Annotated in this window: 17 protein-coding genes and 1 tRNA gene; 5 read left to right on the forward strand and 13 right to left on the reverse strand. The window is 60.9% G+C overall.

Annotated features, from left to right (window positions below):
* Nucleotides 1–7: 7 nt before the first annotated feature.
* Nucleotides 8–1837, reverse strand: coding sequence for a glutamine--fructose-6-phosphate transaminase (isomerizing) (gene glmS, locus JNM85_03200; GenBank protein ID MBL8087062.1), 1830 nt, complete (start codon nucleotides 1835–1837; stop codon nucleotides 8–10).
* A gap of 137 nt (nucleotides 1838–1974) precedes the next feature.
* Between glmS and JNM85_03205 the strand changes: the two genes are divergently transcribed.
* Both JNM85_03205 and rpsT read left to right on the forward strand, forming a co-directional pair.
* Nucleotides 1975–3798, forward strand: coding sequence for a hypothetical protein (locus JNM85_03205; GenBank protein MBL8087063.1), 1824 nt, complete (start codon nucleotides 1975–1977; stop codon nucleotides 3796–3798).
* 111 nt (nucleotides 3799–3909) lie between these two features.
* Nucleotides 3910–4179: a 30S ribosomal protein S20 gene (gene rpsT, locus JNM85_03210; protein ID MBL8087064.1), complete on the forward strand. Its 270-nt coding sequence runs from the start codon at nucleotides 3910–3912 to the stop codon at nucleotides 4177–4179.
* A gap of 54 nt (nucleotides 4180–4233) precedes the next feature.
* Here the strand turns inward: rpsT and JNM85_03215 are convergent, their stop codons facing one another.
* From JNM85_03215 to JNM85_03235, 5 genes are read right to left on the reverse strand one after another with little or no spacing between them, the layout of a single operon-like run.
* Entirely contained in the window at nucleotides 4234–4698 is a 465-nt protein-coding gene (locus JNM85_03215) for a hypothetical protein (GenBank protein MBL8087065.1), read from the reverse strand.
* Nucleotides 4689–6014 (reverse strand): dihydroorotase, encoded by a 1326-nt coding sequence (locus tag JNM85_03220; GenBank protein ID MBL8087066.1) that lies wholly within the window; start codon nucleotides 6012–6014, stop codon nucleotides 4689–4691. Before JNM85_03220 ends, JNM85_03215 begins: the two co-directional genes overlap by 10 nt.
* Nucleotides 6014–6493, reverse strand: a complete 480-nt coding sequence (locus JNM85_03225) for a hypothetical protein (GenBank protein MBL8087067.1) — start codon at nucleotides 6491–6493, stop codon at nucleotides 6014–6016. The genes JNM85_03220 and JNM85_03225 overlap by 1 nt, the downstream gene beginning before the upstream one ends.
* 27 nt (nucleotides 6494–6520) lie before the next feature.
* Nucleotides 6521–8179, reverse strand: a complete 1659-nt coding sequence (gene recN, locus JNM85_03230) for a DNA repair protein RecN (protein ID MBL8087068.1) — start codon at nucleotides 8177–8179, stop codon at nucleotides 6521–6523.
* Between the two features lie 11 nt (nucleotides 8180–8190).
* Complete coding sequence (locus tag JNM85_03235; GenBank protein ID MBL8087069.1) at nucleotides 8191–8532, reverse strand: DUF4870 domain-containing protein; 342 nt, start codon at nucleotides 8530–8532, stop codon at nucleotides 8191–8193.
* A 77-nt stretch (nucleotides 8533–8609) separates the two neighbouring features.
* On the opposite strand from JNM85_03235, the gene JNM85_03240 reads away from it, so the two are divergent.
* Complete coding sequence (locus tag JNM85_03240; GenBank protein MBL8087070.1) at nucleotides 8610–9539, forward strand: cation transporter; 930 nt, start codon at nucleotides 8610–8612, stop codon at nucleotides 9537–9539.
* Between the two features lie 46 nt (nucleotides 9540–9585).
* Here JNM85_03240 and rpmF read toward each other — a convergent pair whose 3' ends face one another.
* The 4 genes from rpmF to JNM85_03260 all read right to left on the reverse strand — a co-directional run bounded on the left by rpmF (nucleotide 9586) and on the right by JNM85_03260 (nucleotide 11895).
* A complete protein-coding gene (rpmF, locus tag JNM85_03245; protein MBL8087071.1) occupies nucleotides 9586–9768 on the reverse strand; it encodes a 50S ribosomal protein L32 in 183 nt (60 codons plus the stop codon).
* Nucleotides 9769–9791: 23 nt separating this feature from the next.
* Nucleotides 9792–9959, reverse strand: a complete 168-nt coding sequence (gene rpmG / locus JNM85_03250; protein MBL8087072.1) for a 50S ribosomal protein L33 — start codon at nucleotides 9957–9959, stop codon at nucleotides 9792–9794.
* 94 nt (nucleotides 9960–10053) lie between these two features.
* Nucleotides 10054–10127: transfer RNA gene (locus JNM85_03255), tRNA-Gln, on the reverse strand.
* Between the two features lie 25 nt (nucleotides 10128–10152).
* Nucleotides 10153–11895: an Rne/Rng family ribonuclease gene (locus tag JNM85_03260; protein MBL8087073.1), complete on the reverse strand. Its 1743-nt coding sequence runs from the start codon at nucleotides 11893–11895 to the stop codon at nucleotides 10153–10155.
* Nucleotides 11896–12132: 237 nt separating this feature from the next.
* On the opposite strand from JNM85_03260, the gene JNM85_03265 reads away from it, so the two are divergent.
* Nucleotides 12133–13398, forward strand: coding sequence for an MFS transporter (locus tag JNM85_03265; GenBank protein MBL8087074.1), 1266 nt, complete (start codon nucleotides 12133–12135; stop codon nucleotides 13396–13398).
* On the opposite strand, the gene JNM85_03270 is transcribed toward JNM85_03265, so the two are convergent.
* From JNM85_03270 to msrA, 3 genes are read right to left on the reverse strand one after another with little or no spacing between them, the layout of a single operon-like run.
* Nucleotides 13395–14279: a hypothetical protein gene (locus JNM85_03270; protein ID MBL8087075.1), complete on the reverse strand. Its 885-nt coding sequence runs from the start codon at nucleotides 14277–14279 to the stop codon at nucleotides 13395–13397. The genes JNM85_03265 and JNM85_03270 overlap by 4 nt on opposite strands.
* A gap of 5 nt (nucleotides 14280–14284) precedes the next feature.
* On the reverse strand, nucleotides 14285–15991 hold the full coding sequence (locus tag JNM85_03275) for a DUF1957 domain-containing protein (protein MBL8087076.1): 1707 nt from the start codon (nucleotides 15989–15991) through the stop codon (nucleotides 14285–14287).
* 44 nt (nucleotides 15992–16035) lie between these two features.
* Complete coding sequence (gene msrA / locus JNM85_03280; protein MBL8087077.1) at nucleotides 16036–16668, reverse strand: peptide-methionine (S)-S-oxide reductase MsrA; 633 nt, start codon at nucleotides 16666–16668, stop codon at nucleotides 16036–16038.
* Between the two features lie 133 nt (nucleotides 16669–16801).
* Between msrA and JNM85_03285 the strand changes: the two genes are divergently transcribed.
* Complete coding sequence (locus JNM85_03285) at nucleotides 16802–17680, forward strand: hypothetical protein (GenBank protein MBL8087078.1); 879 nt, start codon at nucleotides 16802–16804, stop codon at nucleotides 17678–17680.
* Nucleotides 17681–17698: the final 18 nt, after the last annotated feature.

The raw sequence follows: 17698 nt of genomic DNA on the forward strand, positions 1-17698 counted from the left end.
TAGAGGGTTATTCCACGGTCACGGACTTGGCCAAGTTTCGAGGCTGATCGATCTCCAGATCGTTCAATCGGGCCAGATGATAAGCCAGCAATTGCAACGGGATGATCGAGAGCAGCGCCCCGAGATAGGTGTGCTGAACCTGCGGAAGCTTTAGCGTGATCTCGGCAGCCTTGGGAGTCAGATCATCCCCCTCCGTGGTGACCGCCACCGCGAACCCACCGCGCGCCTGGATCTCTTTCATGTTGCTGATGAGCTTGTCTCGGAGGTGCGCCTCGGTCGCGCCGAACATCGCGAAGACCCCCTCTTCAACCAGGGCGAGTGGGCCGTGCTTCATCTCGCCAGCGGGCGACTCTTGCGTCGGAATGTATGCGATCTCCTTGAGCTTGAGTGCGCCTTCGAGCGCAACATAGGCATCTGCGCCCCGGCCGAGGAAGAAGAATAGCTTGGCTTGGCGCGCACGCTGAGCCAGTTCAATCACTTGCTGCTCGAGCATCAGAGCGTCCTCCGCCATCTCAGGGAGCCGCTTCAGTTCTTGCACCACGCTCTCCACTCGGACGCCCGGCATCTCTTTGACCTGCGCCACGTGGAGGACCAGCAGGATCAGCGCGATCACTTGAGCGGTGTACGCCTTGGTGCTTGCGACGCTAATCTCCGGGCCCGCCTGTGTAAAGATCGTCCGGTCACATTCGCGCGCGATCGAGCTGCCGATCACGTTCACGATTCCCAGCGTGCGGATGCGCCGCTCGCGGCAGAGTTTGAGTGCAGCAAGCGAGTCCGCCGTCTCGCCCGATTGCGAGATGAAAATCGCCAAAGAGCGCGGCGAGAGCACGGGGTCGCCGTATCGAAATTCGCTGGAGTGGAAGACGTCCGTCGGCAACCGCAACAGTTTTTCGAACAGGTACTTGCCCATCAGGCCCGCGTGGTAGCTGGTTCCGCAGGCGATCACCACCACTCGGTCGATCTCACCCCACACGTGCTCGCTGAAAACGTTGTCGAGTCGCACCGCACCCTTTTCGTCCAGCCGACCCGCGAGGCATTGGCGGATAACCGACGGCTGCTCGTGAATCTCCTTGAGCATAAAGTGGTCGTAGCCGCCCTTCTCCGCGGCATCCAGGTCCCAATCGATGTGCATCGGCACGTAAGGCTGCTCAATGCCGTGAAGATCGGTGAGCACCACCCCTTCCGGAGTCAAAATCGCCACGCGGTTGTCGTCCATCGCCAGGACCTGCCGGGTGTACGGCAGCAGCGCAGGGATATCGCTCGCCAGCATGTTCTCACCTTCGCCAAAGCCGATCACAAGCGGGCTGGAATTGCGTGCGCAGACAATCTTGTCCGGCTCGCGCTTGCTCACAACCACCAGCGCGTAGGCTCCTCGGAACTGCAATGCCGCGCGGCGTACGGCCTCTTCCAGACTTACACCTGCCGCAAGTTCCGCCCCGATCACATGAGCCGCCACCTCGGTGTCAGTCTCGCTCTGGAACGTGTGACCCTGCGCGCTCAGGTGCTCCTTCAGCTCCAGATAGTTTTCGATGATCCCGTTGTGGATGAGCGCAATCTGCTCGTACTGATCAAAGTGCGGGTGCGCGTTGAGGTCGGTCGGCGCACCATGAGTCGCCCAGCGCGAATGGGCGATCGCCATGTGGGCGTCGGTCGGAAGGTCGGGCATGAGCTTGCCCAGTTCGCTTAACTTGCCCGCACGCTTCGTGATCTGGATCACGCCCCCATCGAGGAACGCAATTCCGGCGGAATCATAACCCCGGTACTCCAGCCGTTTGAGTTGGTCGTACACGATCTCCACGGCGTTCTTCGGCCCAACGTATCCAGCGATCCCACACATACCTAGATGGTAGCATTTTGGTCTCGACGATGCTAAAAACCGTGTCGTAAGCCTAGCCTGCGACTGTCTTCACGTGCCATAATGAAGGTTCGCGCCCTCACTACTCTCTGTTTTCAAGGGCGCAAGGTGGACCCACTTTGGCCAAAGCTATCGAACTCAAACCCGAAGAGATTACCGCACGCGCGTATGCAGATCGCATGATCCTGGGCAAGCTCACCGAGCTCCACGAAGCGGTCAAGCTGAGCGAATTGGCAGAGCAGCTGCAATCGACCGGCATCGGTCTCGCCGCCATCCGCTCGCTACTCGCCTCCAACCCCGACCGTTTTGCGTACGCAGAGCGCCGCTGGGTACCTGCCGCCCGCATCGAAGCCGAGGGACGCCCCGCCTACGAAGCGATTCGACTGCTCGTCGATCGATTTGGCGGGCCGATGCCGATTCGCCTCGTCGCGAAGGAATTTGCCTACGTCCGGGGCATGGACGAAGAGCAGGGCCTTGAACTGGTTCGGCGCATTGCCGTCTCCAGCGACGTGTGCTTCATCACGGACCGAGACGAGGTCGCCCTGAGCGACTGGGTGTTCGTCCAGGGGCCGCACGAGACGCTTGACCGCGCTCTGGCCGTTAACGGATTTACCACGGAGCAGGTCAACGAGGCCGCCTCCAAGATTGCGAAGCTGAATCTTCGGGACGCGAGCAGCGTCGCCGAAGCACTCAAGGTCACCGCTCCAATCAATACCAAGCTCCTCGGTGCCGCCATCGCCACCGTCCTGTACGATGTCGATCCACACGCCGCGCAGTTTTACGATTGGAAGGCCTATGGGGCCGCAATCCTTTCCGTGGAGGGCTACGAATTCGACGGCGCGGGCAACCTCGCTGCGGAATCAGACGCCAAGAAGTGGATCACCAGTGCCGTCAAGTTTGCCGAGCGCATCGCCCCACTCGTTGAGATCGAGGACGCCGCCCCGATTGAAGTCAAGAAGGAAGACGTCAGCACGATCGTCAAGCGAGTGGTTGGCAGTGAGGACAGCATCTCCGCCATCAAGTTGTTGGAGGAGATGTTCGAGATCACACCAAGCGTGAAGACCTTCCCCGACGACTTGGCCAACCTAATGGCCGCGCTCAAGGGCGAGCAGGACATCGTGTGGGTCGGTGGAGACCGATTCCGCAAGGCTACGACACTGCCCGACTACGTCGAAACGATCCCCGAGATCTTCCAGTACGAGCAGACCGAGTTCACCGACGATGAAGGCGAACTCATCGACGCCGAGCTGAACGACGAAGGGCTTAGCAGCACACTGCGCAAGCTCCTCACGCACCCGCTCGCCACGGACGTCCTCGACGAAGACATCCTCCCTGCGCCGAAACAGTACCAAGACACGATCCGATTGGTTCTCAAGCCGATCCACCGCGAGCTCGGTACGTTCCCGCTCTGCCAGTTCCCAACCGGATGGCTCGATGCCACTCCCGACATCCAGGAGCTGCTCCTCATCGACGAAAACGGCCGCGAGCTCCAGGCTTGGGCGAATATGAAGGAGCGACTGATCTTTGGCCTCGTCGATTGGTTCTATGAGCAGCCAGTCGAGTCGGGCGCAGTCTTCAGCCTCGTCAAGACGCCGAAGCCGAACGTGCTCGAATTCCACTGGTTGGATCAGACCGACCCTGTCGTCTTCATCACCAGCCAGCGCATGGAAGAGCTGCGAGAGATTGCGGGCAGCGCGGCCGAAATGCCGACGCTCAGCATCTTGCAAGCTGTCATGGCGCACTGGCCGAAGGGTGCCGACTTCCTCACCATCCTCTGGGAAATGAACGTGATCCGACGCTGCTCGCGCCGTCTGGTCGCCTCGCTTCTCAGCAGCTACGCTTGCTTCTATCAGCGAAGCGGTTCGCCGGTCTGGCACTACGACGCCAAGAAGGTGGAGCAGGGCTTCGACAAGACCAAGCGTAAGTTCGTCGTCAAGCGCTAGTGCGCACCGCTTCCAGGTTTGCCTGTGGTAGACCTGGAAGCAGCCCACCGGGTATAGTATTCATTCGCGGCTTCTGGGCATTGGCTCAGAGTCAGTTGGAACCAGATTTCTATGGCAAACATCAAGTCAATGAAGAAGGATTTGCGTCGCAATGCGAAGCGACGCGCCGTGAACCTCGGCGTTAAGAGCGGTCTCAAGACCCGCATCAAAAAAGTGCGAACGCTCGCCGCGAAGGGTACGGCCGCCGACGTTGCCAAGGCGTTGACCGAAGCGCAGAGCGCGCTCGGCAAGGCCTTGCAGCGGGGCATCATCCACAAGAATCAGGCTGCTCGTCGCACGAGCCGCGCAGCGAAGGCTGCGAACAAAGCCGCCGCAAAGTAAACACTCCGCGAACAGCGGACAAGTGCCCGTGTCGAACTAGCGTTCGACGCGGGCCTATTTGTTCTTCTGGTGCTTCCAGAGCGTGAAGTCCGTTTCCGGAAACTCCACGCCGGCCGCCCCGGCCAGCGCACGGAGTTGGCCCCGATGATAGGTCCCATGGTTCACCACGTGCCGTGCAAGGTCACCAAGAAGATCGAAGTAGCTCTCCCCTTTCGAGTTCGTGTACGACACGTAGGCCGTCGGATCGCTGGTGCGAATCAGGTCAATCCACATCGTGCCGACCATGTGGAGCGCCGCGGAGGTGTCCGAAGGTAAGTCCGGTAGCTCGTCGTGATTCAGGGCTCGCCGGTACCAAATGACCTGGACAATAAGCATGTGCTCCCACACTTCTTTACCAGCCGCGCCCAAGTGTGGCACGACGGGAGACCACAGGCCGTTCGCCCACTGCTCGTACTCGAATCCTTCGATCAGGCGATCGCGTTCCGCCTGCACCACCGCTTGCAGCTCTGTTACTTCCATTCGAACTCCACAATGCGCCCCGCGGGTGTATCCGCGATTTCGCCATCCTCCACTACCATTCGCCCGTTCACGATCACGCGCTCGGGCCTGCCATAAAGCGTGCGACCGGTGTACGGGCTCCAGCCCGCCTTGCTCTGCAGCCAGTCCTCTCCGACGGTGAACGGCTCGTTCGGGTCCAGCACGACCAGATCGGCCCAACATCCCGGCTCGATGCGTCCACGATCCCGGATCCCGAAGAGTTCCGCGGGGCGCGCGCTCGTCATCTGCACCAAGCGCTCCAAGCTCATGGCCCCGTCGTGCACCAACGTCAGCATCACTGGAAGCAGCGTCTGCACTCCTGGCATCCCGCTCGGGGACTTCGGGTACGGCTGCGCCTTCTCGCCAAGCGTGTGCGGAGCATGGTCACTCCCGATGACGTCAAACAGCCCTCCCTGCCACGCGGCAAAGATCGCTGATCGGTGCGACTCATCGCGGACCGGCGGGTTCATTTGCAGGTGCGAACCAAGCGTCTCGTAAAGCTCCGCGTTTAACATCAGGTGCTGCGGCGTGGCCTCGCATGTCACAGGCTGGCCCGCATCCTTGGCCGCACGGAGCAATGGCAATTCGTCCGCGGACGAGATGTGTAAGACGTGGACGGGCCGACCGGTCTCCGCCGATAGGGCGAGCAGTCGCTCGGTGCACAATCTCGCCGCCTCGGCGTCGCGCAGGAACGGGTGCTCCCGAACGTGCGGTTCGGCGCTGATCAGAGCTTGGCGCGCGCGCAGTCGCGGCTCATCCTCGCTATGAACGGAGCAAGGGCGCACGCCATTCTGAAGCACGCGACGGACGTCTTCGTCCTTCTGCACTAGCAGCGAGCCAGTGGAAGAACCCATAAAGATCTTCACGCCCGGAGTTCCGGGCAGCATCTCCAGGTGCCCAAGCGCTTCGATGTTGTCAGTAGTTGCCCCGACAAAGAACGCAAAGTTCACCCACGAACGGCCAGTCGCGCGCCGGAGCTTATCCGCCAGGGCGTCCCCGGTCGAAGTCGTCGGTCGGGTGTTGGGCATTTCGAAGTACGTCGTTACGCCGCCCATGAGGGCCGCCCGCGAACCACTCTCAAGGTCTTCCTTGTGCTCCATCCCCGGCTCGCGAAAATGGACTTGCGTGTCGATGGCCCCTGGCAAGACGTGCTTTCCAGCACAGTCGATTTCCCGTAATGCCGAGCGACCGCGAAGGTCACCGACGGCGTCAATACGGCCGCGCCGAATCGCGATATCTGCGATGGTCGTTCCACCAGGGGTCACGACCATCGCTCCGCGCAGAATCAGATCGACCATCAGGGTTCGATGAAGAAGTGGATCCCTTCCTTGTCCTTGCCGGTCGAAATCTTGCCCATGAACTTCTCGTCCATCACCACTTCGTACTTGTCGACGGTCAGGTAACGTGCCGTCACTTCGACGTTGCCGTCTTCGTAGATGCGGAACCGAACGTAGTTGTAGACGTGCCCGTATCGCGGGTGCGAGATGAGCACCGTGTGTGACGTGGAGATCCACTCTCGCTTGTCACGGCTCAACTCGCGACCAAAGCGCTCCCAGCTTTCCATCTGGGTGCCACCGGTCGCGTTTGGGGCGGCCTCTTCCTTACCGTCCATGATGAGCTTGGTCTTCGCATACTCGGCTACGATCCGGACCTGATTGCCCGATTCGAGCGCTTTGACCAGATCCGCGTAGGTACTAACTCGCTTGGGTGCCGCAAAGGCCATCACCGCCAATGCGAAGGTGAGGACGAGCGAAAGTAGAAGTCGCTTGGGTGCCATTCCCCTATTGTGACAGCATGGATTCGCTCAAACGCCTAGAAGGTCCCGGGCATTTGCGAGACTCGCTTCGCTCACCGTCTCGCCCGCGAGCATTCGCGCGATCTCAACGACGCGATCTTCCCCGGAGAGCGCGGTGATGCTTGTGGCAACCCGCCCTGACCGCTCGCCCTTCTCGATCCGAAAGTGCGTCGTGGCACGACCCGCAATCTGGGGTAAGTGCGAGATCACGATTACCTGGTAGTGGTGCGCCAGTTGGGAGAGCTTGTTCGCGACGACCGCCGCCGCCCGCCCGCTGAGACCCGCGTCCACTTCATCGAAGATGAGCGTCGGGACGCCGGCGCGGCCTGCGAAGACGACCTTGAGCGCCAGCATCACACGCGAGACTTCGCCGCCGCTGGCGATCTTCCTGAGCGGACGGGGAAATTCCCCCACGTTCGAGGAAAAGTAGAACTCGAGCGCGTCGGCACCCACGGGCCCGGGTTCGATCGAACTCAGCCGGACCTCGAAGACCGCTTTCTCCATGGCAAGCTCGCCCAGCTCCGCCGTCACCAGCTTAGCAAACTCGTGACTCCGGTCAGTGCGCAGCTTTGTGAGCTCCGCCGCGAACCCCCGCAGTGCCTTCGCTTGCTCCTCGATCTGCGACTCCAGGTCCCCGAGGTTCGAGTCCGCATCGGCGAGCAGCGCCCGCTCCTCATGGGCAAGTTCCAACGTGCGCAAGACTTCGGCCTCGTCATCGCCGTACTTCCTGCGTAAGCGCTTCAGCGCCTCAAGCCGCTCTGCGGCGAGCTCGATCATGTCCGGCGACGCCTCGATGGCGTCAGAGTAGTGTGCGACCGTTCGGCTCGCCTCCTCCAGCGCGTACACCGCACTGCGCAACTGCTCCAGCGGGTCCTCCAGGGTCGGATCCAGTCGGGCTGCCGACTCCAGAGTCTTGACCGACTGCGTGGCTCGCTCTAGGGCTGCACCCTCGGTGTTCACGAGCAGCTCTCCGACTTCGCCCGTGAGCTGCGCCAACGTGCCCGCGTGCTGCAACCGTCGCAGGTTCGCCTCGACCTCTTCGTACTCGCCAGGCCTCGGGTCCACTGCCTCGATTTCTTGGATCTGGAATTCAAGCATGTCGAGCCGCTGCGAGCGATCGCGCTGGCTCGCCCGGAGCTGGGCATGCTTGCGGCGCAAAGACTCTACTGCAGCGTACTGCTGGGCAACCTGCTCGACTAAAACGCGCGCAGGTTCCCCGATCCACAGGTCCAGGTAACTCAAGTGCTGCGAATCGTCGAAGAGAGTTTGGTGATCGTGTTGGCCGTGCAGGTCGACCAGCAGGTCACCGATCTGCTTGAGCATGTTGACGGGTGCCAACCGCCCACCGATCCGGCAGCTTGACCGACCTTCGGCGCTTACTTCGCGCTGCACAAACAGAACGCCGTCTTCCAACTCTGCCCCCAGATCAGCGCACCGATCACGTGCCGCCTGGTTCTCGCTGAGGTCGACCGACATCGTCACCACGCCGCGCGCCGCGCCGGTCCGAACGAGGTCGCTATCAGCCCGTCCGCCCAGCGCAAGCCCGATCGAGTCAATGAGGAGCGATTTGCCCGCGCCGGTCTCGCCCGTAAGCGCCGTGAAACCGGGTCCGAGCCGTAGCTGACATCGGTCCAAGATTGCGACGTTTTCGACAGTGAGTTCGAGCAACAAGGGAGTATCTAGATCGTGGCACGGAATAGCATCCGGTAGACCGGGTAGATGACGGCTGGGTTGTACTCCTCGCCAGAGTAGGCACGGACGGCCCCGATGATCACCACCGCGAGACTCCATACCCCGAGCACCGGCAGAAGAAGAAAGCCAATGAGCACCAGCGTTAGGAGCGCGCTTATCGCTCCAAAAACCAGGAACGTGACCCACGCCGCCAGCGCCATCGCCGCGTGTCGCCTCACAAATGGACGGCCAGGCAACGCGAAGAACATCACCAGCGGCCCCAAAACGGGGAAAAAGTAGGATAGCACCCAGACCAGCGTTCCCATCGTTCGATCTTCTTGACTCACCATCTCGTTCCGTTTACCTCATCGCAACTGGGCGAGCACCCCAACGATTGAGGCGGCGTCCGTCTAGAATGATAGTACGCATGAGCGAGCGGGTAGGATTCGACGCTGCACGTCGCGCCGAAAACGGGGCGCGCCTGTCGTTTGTGGTCACGGTCGTGGTCGTCGCCATCAAACTTGTCGGAGGATGGATGTCCAACTCCGCGAGCGTCCTCGCCGAAGCGTTCCAGAGCAGCGTGGACGTCATCGCTTCGTTTGGCATCTGGCAGGCGATCCGAGTCGCAAGCCGCCCTGCCGACGACACCCACCCTTATGGCCATGGCAAAGCGGAAGTGCTCATGAGCGCCGCCCAACTCGTGCTCATCCTCGGTGCCTCGGGGTTCATCTTGCTCATGGCTGTCCAGCGCCTCACGAACCCCGAGCCGCTCAGAGTCGACATTGGACTTCTCACGCTCGGAGTCACGGCATTGATCAACGTGGCGATTTCTGCATACCTGGCGCGGGTCGCAGCCCAGACGAGCTCTTCCGGGCTGCGGACCGAGGTGCTACACCTGCGGGGCGACCTCTTCTCCGTGATCGGTGTCCTGCTGGGTCTCGCTCTCGTCCGGCTCACCGGCGCTGCCTGGCTGGATCCCGTGGTTGCAATCGTCTTCACCCTCGTGGTCATCGTCGCCGCAATCCGTCAGATGATCTCGGTGATCCACACGCTCATGGACGGTGCGCTGCCGGACAACGAGATCCAGGCGATGGAGGCGGTCTTGCGCACCCATCCCGACGTGCGCGGGTTCCATAACGTCCGAACGCGCGCGCTGGGCACTTCGCGCTACGTGGAACTGCACGTCCTGCTCGATGACGACCTAAGTTTCGTTCGCGCGCACGACATGGCCGAGCACTTGGAAGCCGACCTCAGCGCTACCCTCGGTGGCGCGACCGTGAGCATCCACTACGAACCGTACGAAGCCGAGATGGCGCACCGCGCAGAAAAGCATGGAGACAAGAGATGGGGTGTGTGATCGCTGTGATCACACACCCCATCGAAAACGCTCCCGACTCGGTCGGTTAGTCTTTGTAACCAGGAAGTCGTCGGCCCTTGTAGTACCCTTCCGGCGTCGCGTGGTGGCGCAGGTGGAAAGGCTGACCGCCGACCTGCTTGTTCGCGGTGATTTCCGGAAGGTCGGTAGTGTAGTGCGTTCGGCGCTTGGCCGTTCGCTGCTGGCTAAATCGTCGTTTCGGGTTCGGCATCGGGGGTCCTCAGAGTAATCCGCTTACTTCTTCTCGCGGTGCAGAGTCATCTTGCGAAGGTTCGGGTTGAACTTCATGAGTTCCAACTTGTCCTTCGTGTTGACCTTATTCTTCGTGGTCGTGTAGTAATTCTTTCCGTCTTCCGTGCATACCAGCCGGATGATCTCGCGCTTTTCGCCTTTCTTTGCCATGGTCGTTCTGGTCCTTAATTCGCTCGCGGCCCTCTATGATAGCACCTTGGAGAACTCAAGTTCAAGGGTACCCACCGGAAAGCGTGAGATGATGTGGCTGCCGGACAAGGATTCGAACCTTGATTGACGGTACCAAAAACCGTTGTCCTGCCCTTAGACGATCCGGCAACGGGCCAGATTATACTCGATCCCACTAGGTTCCAGACTGCCGACTCACGAGCCCGGCCGAGGCCCCGCCGGACAGAATCACGTCCGCTACGGCGAACGATCTGCGTAGGTCTTGCAGGCTCACTTTCACGCGGTGCCCTACGTAGCTGTTGCCATCAAGCAGCTCAATGTAATAACCGGTGTCGGTCCAGCCGATGACTTTGTTCAGATGCTCGAAGCTGCTGGAGCGCACGTTGCACTCCAATACCTGGGCGCGACGGTAACCCATGACGCTTCGGTCAAACTGCTCGATGGTCCCCGAGGTGATCTCCCACTCGTCGAACTGGTAGTCGAAGTTCGCGCGGAGGTAGATCGCCCGGTTCAAGTCGTGCTCGAGTTCCTCGACGCTTTCGCCGTCCGCCCCGATCAGCGTCTCGACAACCGCTGGGTGGCACTCGATCAGGAACGCATTGCCCGGATCGGCCAGGCGTCGGCGCATCTCGCGCTCGATCCACAGCGAAACGGTCTCTTGTGACGGGATTCGGCCACGGCCCTGGCACGTAGGACAGAGCTCGGTGAGCGCTTCGGTAACCGATTCGCCCGTCCGCTTGCGCGTGATCTCGACCAGGCCCAAACTGCTGATGCGCCCGACTCGGGTGCGCGCCAAATCTCGGCTGAGACGCGAGGTGAAGTGGTCGAGGACCTGCTTCTTGTCTTCCGCCGACTCCATGTCGATGAAGTCGATGACGATGATGCCGCCCATGTCGCGCAATCGCAATTGGCGACAGACTTCTTCGGCCGCCTCCATGTTCGCCTTAAGGATCGTCTCGTTCAGCGAAGTCGATCCCACGAGTTTGCCCGTGTTCACGTCGATGGCGGTGAGCGCCTCCATCTCATCCACGACCAAGTACGCGCCCGACTTGAGCCACACCTTGTGCTGCAGCAGCCGGTCCACATCGCGCTCGATGTTGTACTTGTCGAAGATCGGAGTCTCTTCGTCGTAGAGGTCAATCTTGTCTTTGAGCTTGGGCGCAACGACGCGCGCGACCAAGTGCACCTTCTCGTACTCGTCCGGATCGTCGATAATCAGGCGGTCGATCTCTTCGCCGAAGACATCGCGGATGGTGCGGTAGAGCAGCGTCTGGTCGCGATGCACGCAGGCTGGAGCACGCTGACGCTTGGCCGACTGGAGCACCTGGCCCCAGAGCTGCTGCAAAAACTGAACGTCCGCGTGGAGCTCTTGCGCGGTGCGCGACTCGCACTCGGTCCGCAGAATCAGTCCGAACCCTGCAGGAAGGATCGCTTCGCCGATCTTGCGCAGGCGCTCGCGCTCCGATCGATCTTCGATCTTCCGGCTCACGCCCACGTGGTTCCCTTCCGGCATCATCACGACGTAGCGGCCCGGTAGAGCGACGCGCGTTGTGACGCGAGCACCCTTGGTGCCGCGCGGCCCCTTGGTGACCTGCACCATGATCTCTTGGCCCGGTTTGAGCAGGTCCTTGATCTTGCGACGGCGCAGTTCCCCACGCTTGATGCTGGCGGGTGTATTGTCCGTTGCCGAATCTTCCGGCAGAATGTCGGCCACGTACAGGAAAGCATTGCGCTCCAAGCCGATATCGACGAACGCCGCATCCATGCCCGGAAGGACGTTTTGGACGATCCCCTTGAAGATAGAGCCGACGACGCGCTCTTCGCGCTCGACGCGGTACTCCTGGAGCTGTCCGTCCTCAAGCATCGCAATGCGCGTTTCGCGAGCGCTGCAATTGACAATGATTTCGGTTCGATTCACCCCGCGGGCGGGAGTCTTAAGGGGCGATGATTTAGTTCTAGAATTCGTTCTTCGTTGTGGTGATTTCAAGGCGCGCCTCACTGTGCGGTCATCGTTGCCGGCGCGCGGCTGTTCACACTTCCAGGGGGCACTTCCGATTCACGGGAATCGGTGGCCCGCACCCTTTACGTGAGTACAGGTTCCGGCAATGCATGAGAGTATACCTACCAGTACACCGGATCCAAGCTAAAATGTCGCATGCCCTCCCGCGCGAAGCTCTGGCCGATCTACTTGACGGTCTTCATCGATCTACTGAGCTTCGGGCTGGTCATCCCGGACATTCAGCTTCGCGGCCAACAGCTGGTCCAAGCGAGCTGGATGGTGGGGTGGATGATCGCCGCCTACAGCGCCGCCCAACTGCTCTTCTCCCCGCTTTTAGGCCGTCTTAGCGACCAGCGAGGTCGCCGCCTGATCCTTTTGATCACCAGCGCACTCAGTTGCGCTTCCATGGCGGTCTACGCATTCGCTGACAACGCAAACATGATGCTCCTTGCGCGGATCATCGGGGGGCTCGGCGCGGCCAACCTCGGGGTCGCGTTCGCCTACGTTGCCGACGTAACAAAGCCGGAAGAACGTGCCCAGGCGATGGGCGGAATCGGTGCAGCGTTTGGCGTCGGTTTCATCATCGGACCCGCGGCCGGGGCCGCGCTCGCAAGCCTTGATCACCGCGCTTACCTGATGGCGAACGATCTCCCCGTTACGGCGGAGAACCTGCGCACACTCGCATTCCACGGCAAGCCGCTCATCATGGGGCTCACGGCCTCGTTCTTGTCGCTCGTGAACTTCGTCTTTATCTGGACTAGCGTGCCCGAGCCTGAAAGCCGCGGCGCGAAGGCAAGTGGCGGCATGGACATGGCCTCGCTCCGCAAGGCGCTCTCGACCCAGGGTCTCGGCCACTTGCTCATCCTCTTCTTCGCGGCGGGATTCTCGTTCTCGAACCTGGAGAGCACCTACTTCCGGCTCGTGGATGCCCGGTTCGGGCTCAGCCAGCAGCAAGGAACGATCATGCTCGTGGCCGTAGGAGTCGCCACTGCCTTCATGCAGGGCTACCTCATCCGCAAGCTTTTGAGGCGGTACCCCCAGGAGCAGCTCCTGCGCGTCTCGTACCTGTTGCAAGCACCGCTGCTCTTGGCGATCCCATTCGCACTGCCGTGGGCCCCCGCGCTCTTGGGTGCCGTCTCGCTTGGCCTGGCCACTGGCATGGCTCAGCCCGTGCTCAGCAGTCTCATCAGTAGTTCGGCACCGCTTGATATGCAGGGCGGTGTGTTCGGAATCACTCAAGGGCTAGGCGCTCTTGCGCGCATCCTCGGCCCCGCGCTCGGCAATTGGCTCTTTGGGTTTTCGCCGGTGGCACCCTACGTGGCCGCTGCGGTGATGATGCTGGTACCAGTGCTCCTCGCATTCCGATTCAAGCAACCGGCTGCTGGCGCAGAGCCCTCGGAAGCGCTCGTCATCGGCCACTAAGGGGTCGAGACGGTGAACTTCGAGCGATCGACACCCTTGTTGAAGCTCCAGCGCAAGTTCCACTGGACGTTCCACGGTCGTCCCTGGGCGTCCAAATCGGACACCTTGAGCGTGATCGGCAGTTTCCGGTTCCCATCGAATCGGAACTCCCACATGACGTTCGGGTTCTTTCGGTCCGTCGCGACGACGCGCACGAACTCCATCGAACGTCCGTCGTTCTTCACTGTCTGCCGCTCAAATGTACTCTGCATCGGACCGGTCGGATCAAACAGCGTCGTCCAGAGCGGAGCCCAAACCGGCTGGCCCGTAGCCCAGTTCGTGGTGACAAACCGTGTTAATCCCTGCTTCCAACCCTTGAGCAGGTCCGCATTCCCCGGCATTTCCAGCGACCCCACAGTGGGTTTGCCGTCGGCGACCCACATCCTCTTGCCAGCGGACGAGATCATGGCGCGAGTCTGTGTCGGGTCCGTTATCTCCTGAAACTCAAGGTGGTAGTTCTTGCTGTCGCCGTAGTTGAAGTAGGCCGTGATGTTCCCTTTCCCCTGAGCCGTATCCACGAATAGGTCCCCTTCGCCGTAAAGGTTGGAGGCATCCGGAACAGCGGCATCGGCAGAATTGGCGAACACCTTCCAATCGCTGACCGGAGCGGGTTTCCACCCCCCAGTCCCTGGCTTTGTGACCTCGTAAGGCCGCTCTTGCGGTGTGGTCGAGGGCTTCGGACCTTGCGGAGTCGAAGGCGTCTGCGGTGTTCCTGGCTTTGTCGCAGTCGCCCCTGCGGTCGAAGCCGTCTGCGGAGCCGCTGGCATCGGTGCGTCCTTCGCAGACTGACACCCCACCACGACCAGCGCAATGGGCAACGCAAGAATTAGGAGGCGACGCATCGAACTCATAACGCTCCGGAAGGCATGATGGGTCGATCAAGTTTGGCCCACATGCTCAAATCGATCTCCGGGAACGGAGCGTCCTTGCGCTGGCAGTCTTCAAAGAATTCCCGATCGGCAGCGCTCGGCGGCGTACCGAAATGGGCTCGTTCGGCGATTTCCGCGAGCTTGAAGAACCGCTCGATGTGATCATCGAACCGAATCTCAGCATAGTCACGGGCAGCAAAGGTTGAGATCAAGAATTGCCAGTCACTGGCTTCGGCAAGCAACAATTCGCGCGCACACTGCTCAACGATCTCCTTCGCAGGACCGGTTGCGTAGTTGCGCGCCATTTGCACCATCTTTCGCTCTGCTGGGTAGAGCTTCTCCCAGGTCCAGACGTTGCCATCATTGAGCCAAATATAGTGGTAGCCGCCTTCGCCCCACGACCCTTCGGGCAGGTGGATGCTGTGCCGTGGAGGCTCGATGTCGAGCATGTCCCCGCCGGAAACCGAATCCAAGTCGGGGTCGTGGTGGATGCGACGCCCGACTTCGTACAAGAACTCGGGACCCTCGAACCACCAGTGGCCGAAGAGCTCGGTGTCGTACATCGCCACCAGACAACCCGTGCGATTCGCTTGGCCTTTGTAGTGGGCGAGCGTACTCTTCATGGTGTTCACGAAGTCCTCGGCATGCTGCGGGATATTCTCGAATGCGTCCCACGGGTTGTACGGCTGCTTCGCCCCGAGATCGGCCTTGTTCTCGCTGATGCGCCAGTAGCGCAGACGGCCCGGGTACAGCTGCTTGTGGAATTCGAGGTAGTCCGGATCGCCAGGGTAACCGACGTCGCCCGACCACACTTTCACCGTCGTTTCCGGATCGCGCGCGAAGCACACGACGCCGTTCTCCAGTGCGTAGTGCTCGTACTCGCTGCGGAATTCGCTCGGCGGCGAGAACATCTTCTTGCTGCGCGCGAACATCTCGGCTAGCTGCGGGAAGTTGGCGGCATAAGTACCCAACGGCTCGCCCCCGCGGATCATGTGCGAATCCACGAAGAAGTACTCAACACCGTTTTCTTCAAGGAACTGCTCGACGCCCTTTCGCGGCCACGGAGCGTCATCCCCAACCGGCGCTTTCCAGTCGTACATGGGTCGGTAGGCGCACTCGGGCAGCCAGATCCCGCGCGGCTGTCGGCCAAACCGCTTCTTGTAGTTCTCGACACCAAGCTTGATTTGCACTTGCACGCTCTCGTCAGTCCCGAGTAGCGCAGAGTAGCCGTGCGTCGCCCCGCAGGTAATGATCTCGATGCAACCCTCGTCTTGGAAGAACCTGAAGGCATCGCAGATGCTTCGTCCCCATTGGTGCTTAAACGAGACCAGGGCCCGCGTGTAGTACCGCTGCCACATGGCGGCGACCCCTTCCATCCACATCGGCCCCTGCGCCCGGAAGTTCTTCTGATCGCTGAGCGCCCAGTCGATCTTCTCTTGGCAGTAATCCTCAAACCCGGCCTTGAAGCTGGGGTCGTCCAACTGCTCGGCAAGGATTGGGGTCATGTTGATCGTCCAGCGCGGACGGATCCCCTCGTTGCGTAGCCGGTCGAGCGCATCGAGAATGGGCAAGTAGCACTCAGCCGCGCTCTCGTTCAGCCAGTCTGTGCCGTGCGGCGACTTGCCGTGCGATAGGACATAAGGCATGTGAGAGTGCAGGCAAAGGAGGAATCGACCGACGGCCATTGGCGCTATTGTACCGATCCGCGCCTCAGGTTCGAGAGTCTGAACTAGCTCTTCTTGCGCAGCTTGGCGGCGTACTTCTCTCGAAACTTGCGGACCTTAGGCTCGATCACGACGCTGCAGTAGCCCGAGTTCATCTTCATGCGCTCCATGGTGCCTGCCTTCTCGAACTTCTCGAAGTAGTTCTGGTGGTACGCCTCCGCCGTCGCATAGTTCTTCAGCGGTTCCAGGGTCGTGACAATCGGGTCGCGCCAAATCTTCTCCCTCTCGATGTCCGCTTTCACTTTCTCCGCCAGCGCCTTGGTTTCCGGGTCAGCGTAGAACACCACACTTCGGTACTGGGTGCCCGAGTCACCGCCCTGCCGGTTCAATGTGGTCGGATCGTGCACGGTGAAGAAGATGTGCAACAGATCGTCGGCGGTAATGAGCTTTGGATCGTAGGTGATCTTGATGACTTCTGCGTGGCCGGTCTGACCTGAGCAAACCTCTTCGTAGGTGGGGTTCGGGTTCTCTCCACCGGCGTAGCCGCTCTCCACGCTGCTCACCCCGATCAAGTCTTCGAAGATGGCTTCGACACACCAGAAGCAACCTGCGCCAAGAACCAACTCCTTTGCGTTGGCTGGCTTCTGCGCCGGCGGAGTCGTCTTTTCGGTGGGGGAGGAGTTCGCTTGATTCGACATGAGCATGCATCCGCACAGCGCGACCGCCGCCAGGATGCCAGAGGGAGCCCAAGACAGTCGTCGGTTCATGAAATCTGCTACGACCGCTGTGCAAATTGCGTTCCAAACCGCCGCTGATCCCTATAATGAGGGCATGACCGCGCTGCTCGCTGCTCTCATAGTTGTCATCCCGCCCACCATGGCGACGCGGAGCATCGCCCCGTGGACAACCCCTTACCCCGGTGAAAAATTGTCCATGACCGTGGGCGTGAACACCTTCACCCTGTACATCCCCAACACGTGGAAACCGCAGCAGAACCTCTCCATCCAAGTCCACTTCCACGGTCCCGACTGGCACATGATCCAGGAGTCCATTGATCGTGGCAGCACCGACCCACTCATCAGCAGCTACGCCGGCGAGGGCAGCACCGTGTACAAGAACCTGATGATCGCCCCCGGAACGCTGGAGTCGTGGCTGGCGGCAGCCATGGTTAAGCTCAAGGAGCGCGGCGCGCCGAGCAATGCCATCTTCAACGCGTACGACCTCACGAGCTTCAGCGCGGGTTATGGTGCGATCCGCGAACTGGTGCAACAGCCCACCGTTTTCAAACGCATTCGCAAAGTCGTGCTGGGAGACTCGATGTACGGCAGCCTCCAGTCGACTAACCCCCGCGTGCCGCTAGATGCGCACATTACAGTTTGGGAGCCTCTGGCGCGAGCGGCTATGCGCGGCGACAAGACCTTTGTGGTCAGCGTAAGCAGTGTGCCCACCTCGACTTATGCCAGCAGTAGCGAGTGTCTGGACGCCTTGGTCAAGCGCGTGGGAGGGTCATGGGCAAATGCTGACCCGACTTGGCCGTGTTCTCAAGACCCCAGCTTCCCCCTGCTTCGGTACTTCGAATCGCGCCGGTTCTTCGCCTGGCACTACGGGGGGTCTGACGCCGCTGCCCACAACACCCAAGCGCGTCACTTCGCCGATATCTGGAAGGCGATTGACCCGCCACGCCCCAAGTCGGTCCGCGACGGCTCTTAGCCTCGCCTGCAGACCCTC

Source organism: Chthonomonas sp. (assembly GCA_016788115.1).
Lineage (GTDB): Bacteria > Armatimonadota > Fimbriimonadia > Fimbriimonadales > Fimbriimonadaceae > UBA2391.